Here is a 3228-nt window from a genome sequence, read left to right on the forward strand (position 1 = left end):
GGTCGGTACGCCCGGCCATCTGTAGGCGCACCCCGGCGGTGCTGCGGTTGAACGCGGCCAACTTGGCCTTCGCGGCCTGCTCAGCGGCGGTCTTGTTCGGATAGATGTGCCGATCGGTGTGGACACCCGGCAGGTCGGACGGAGCGTCGTCGTTCCCCAGCTCGACCGTCACCAGCTTCCCGTCCTTTTTGTGCTTGGTCTTCACCGCCTTCTGCGAGCTGCGATCGCCAAGGTTGAACTGCCACCGGCTGACATCGGCCGGGGCGATCGTGATCGCCGCGAATGACTTGCCGCTTGCGCTTTTGCCGGCCTCCCGGGGCATGACCAACAGCTTGCCGTCGGCGACCTTCGCCGTGCAGTCGTACTGCTTGGCCAGGCGTGTGATGAAGTTGAAGTCCGACTCGTTGCGCTGGTCGATCCGCTCGACCTTTGTCTGCACCGGGCAGACCGGCGTCCAGCCGTTGCGCGCTGCCACGTCGCTGACGATCTTCGACAGGGGCACGTTCTCCCACGATCCGCTACGGGTGGTCTTGCCAGAGCCGCGCATGTCGCTGGCCTTGCCCCGGATGACCACCGTGCTGGGCGGGCCTGACACCTCGATCTCGTCGACCGCGTATTTACCCAAGCGGGCCAGTGCCTGCCCGGCATATCCCATGTAGATCTCAACGCCCGCACCACGGCGCGGCAACGCCACCGCCGCGTCTCGATCGTCAATCCGCAGCTCGAACTCATCCGAGTCCATGCCGGGCTTGTCGGTGGTCCGCAGCAGCAGAAGCCGGTCATTGATCAACGCCGTGATGTCTTTGCCGTCAGCGACAACACGAAATGCTGGTTGCATGTGCACTCCAGAAAAGAAAAACCCCGCTCATGGCGGGGCTCAGTGAATGAACGAGGTCAATCCCACAAGAGGATCGTCTCGGTGGACGGTGCCGGCAGATCCGGCAGTGTGATGAGGACGCCGGCACGGTAAGGCTGCGCCTCGTCAGCCAGGCCCTGATTGGCCTCCAGCACCGCCTCCATGGTGCCGTTGAGGTGCCCGTAGTAGCGGTAGCACAGGGTATCGAGCAGATCCCCGCTAGACGTTCTGCATGTCTTCGCCATACTTCACGAACTCCAGTGAGAAGCCTTGTTTTCGCGGGATCCCGCCGGCCAGGAACGCGCTCTGCTCTTCGTCGATGCTGACCAGGCACCAGGTGCCGAGCACATCGCCGTAGCCGGTCACCAGGCTCACCGGTTTCAGCGATCGAGCGATCGAGCGGATCTTGTCCAGTTGCTTGAGCCCGCCCTTGAAGCCCGGGTAGATGGCCCCCTTGAGGCTCAGTTTGTCTTCGCCGTGGCCCACCGCCTGCTGCGCGATATCGCGGGTCAGACGCTCCTGTGCGGCCCAGCGCGCCGAGGTCTGCCGCCGCAGCTCGTCAAAGGTCGCCGTATCGAGGTTGAAGTAGTACGGCTGCAGCTTGTGATCCAGCGGCTGCAGGATCAGCTGGTGTGGAAACGGCTTGATGGCTGCCGAGGCCGGCGAGTTGCCCGCCGTGATCGCGCTGGTCGGCAGGATACCGGTGAGCGAGGGGCTGACCTGGCCAGCAATGCGATTGATCGCCGCGCTGGCCTTGCCTGCCTGTTCGCTCAACGAGCCCAGGCGCTCCTGCACTGCCGACGCACCGGTAACGACCTGACTGTACGTCGACGCGATCTGCCCCACCGTGGACTGAGCCGCGCTGATCGCACGCATCGTCCGCTGCAGCTTCTCCCCAACCGCCGGGCCAACCACCGGCAGCCCTTCCAGCTCGGCTACCGCGCCCGACATATCGCTGACGGCGCTGGTCAACGGGACCAACATGCCGTCGAGGCTGGTACGGCCAGCCTCCCCCGCTGCAAACAACGACGAGAGCGTTGACTGCATTGACTCCATGTATGCCATACACCCTCCTTAAACATGGGGTTCATCGAACAACTGGCCGGCCGACTGCCGAGACATCGACTCCCGCGACCACTGCTCCCAACTACTCCGGAGCCGCGATTCAAGGGAGCGGAACAGCTGATCCGGATCCTTTGCATCGCCCTGCACAGTGACCTGCAGGTTCGGCGCGTAGGAGAACTGCTGATCGACCCGAGGCGATTGGCTCGGCTTAGCCTGCTCCAACGCCTGGGCCACGACCGGCGCCGTCGGTGCCGGTGCGGTCGCCGCGATCGAGCGAGCGATATCACCAGGTGCTGCCGCCTTGGCCTTCTCCGCATCGGCGACCTGCTCGTCTTCACCGAACCACTTCTTGCCGAGCCAGCTACCCAGGCCCTCGCCGCCCATGCCGCCCAACGCCGCACCGATCGCGCCGCCGATCGCGGTACCAATGACCGGCACGATCGACCCGATCGCAGCACCTGCAGCACCCCCGGCCAGCGCGCCCGCCAGACCGCCGGCAGCGCCACCATAGCCCTCGGCCTTTTCATCCTGGGTCTTTGCATTGAGCGCCGTATCGAGCACAGACATTCCGGCATCGACGATCTTTCCGCCAGGCAACCGCGCGGCGACCTTCGAGGCCCCTCGCATCGCCCCGAAGACCCGCCCCATGCGGCCGACCTCGGCTGCGGCCGGGACGATCGTTGCAGCCCCCGCAACCGCTGCACCAACACCACGACCTCCTCGCCGCCGACGGCCGCGACGGCGGCGCCCTGCTGGCTCGCCAATACCGTCTGTGGAGCCGACCCCACCGATCTCCCGGGCGTTCACGACGAACACCCGCTGCGGCTCACCGAGAGCGGCGCCGACGTCGTTCGCAGCTGTACCACCGAGTACTTTACCCAACGCATCCAGGCCCGCGTCGACGACTTTGTTACCGGTCTGCGGTAACTCATCGTCACCAGTGGCAGCACCACGACCACGTCGGCCACGAACCACATTCAGCATGCCGCGACCGATTTTCGCCGTGCTGTAGAGAGTGATCAGTCCACCGACAGCCGCCGTGATACCGGCGATACCCATGACAACCTTGGGCGAGCTGTCCGATAGATCTGTCAGCTTCTTGGCCACGAAAGTGATGCCTTCCGCGACCTTGTCGGTAACCGGCCGGATGGCATCACCGACGCTACGCATGCCGTCGTTGACCGACTGCATCGTCTCGGCCCACAACTGCGAGGACGTCTCCCGACGTTCCGCAAGGTTCTTATCCAGAATCCCGGTGGCATTGGCCGAATCGTTCTTGAGCTGAGTGTAGAGGTCCTTGTTCTGCG

3 protein-coding genes and 1 pseudogene are annotated in these 3228 nt (G+C 64.7%); all 4 read right to left on the reverse strand.

Annotated elements, in window-relative coordinates; all coding sequences use genetic code 11:
- Positions 1-838, reverse strand: an 838-nt coding sequence (locus PF66_RS31540; RefSeq protein ID WP_054064902.1) for a phage late control D family protein, incomplete at its 3' end; no start/stop codon positions are given.
- 56 nt (positions 839-894) lie between these two features.
- The gene (locus tag PF66_RS31545; RefSeq protein ID WP_054064903.1) at positions 895-1101 is read right to left on the reverse strand and encodes a tail protein X; all 207 of its coding nucleotides are present in this window, start codon (positions 1099-1101) and stop codon (positions 895-897) included.
- Positions 1076-1921, reverse strand: coding sequence for a phage tail protein (locus PF66_RS31550; RefSeq protein WP_054064904.1), 846 nt, complete (start codon positions 1919-1921; stop codon positions 1076-1078). The genes PF66_RS31545 and PF66_RS31550 overlap by 26 nt, the downstream gene beginning before the upstream one ends.
- 9 nt (positions 1922-1930) lie before the next feature.
- Positions 1931-3228: pseudogene (locus tag PF66_RS31555) on the reverse strand (phage tail tape measure protein); the annotation flags it as partial.

Source organism: Pseudomonas asplenii (assembly GCF_001293465.1).
GTDB lineage: Bacteria > Pseudomonadota > Gammaproteobacteria > Pseudomonadales > Pseudomonadaceae > Aquipseudomonas > Aquipseudomonas fuscovaginae_B.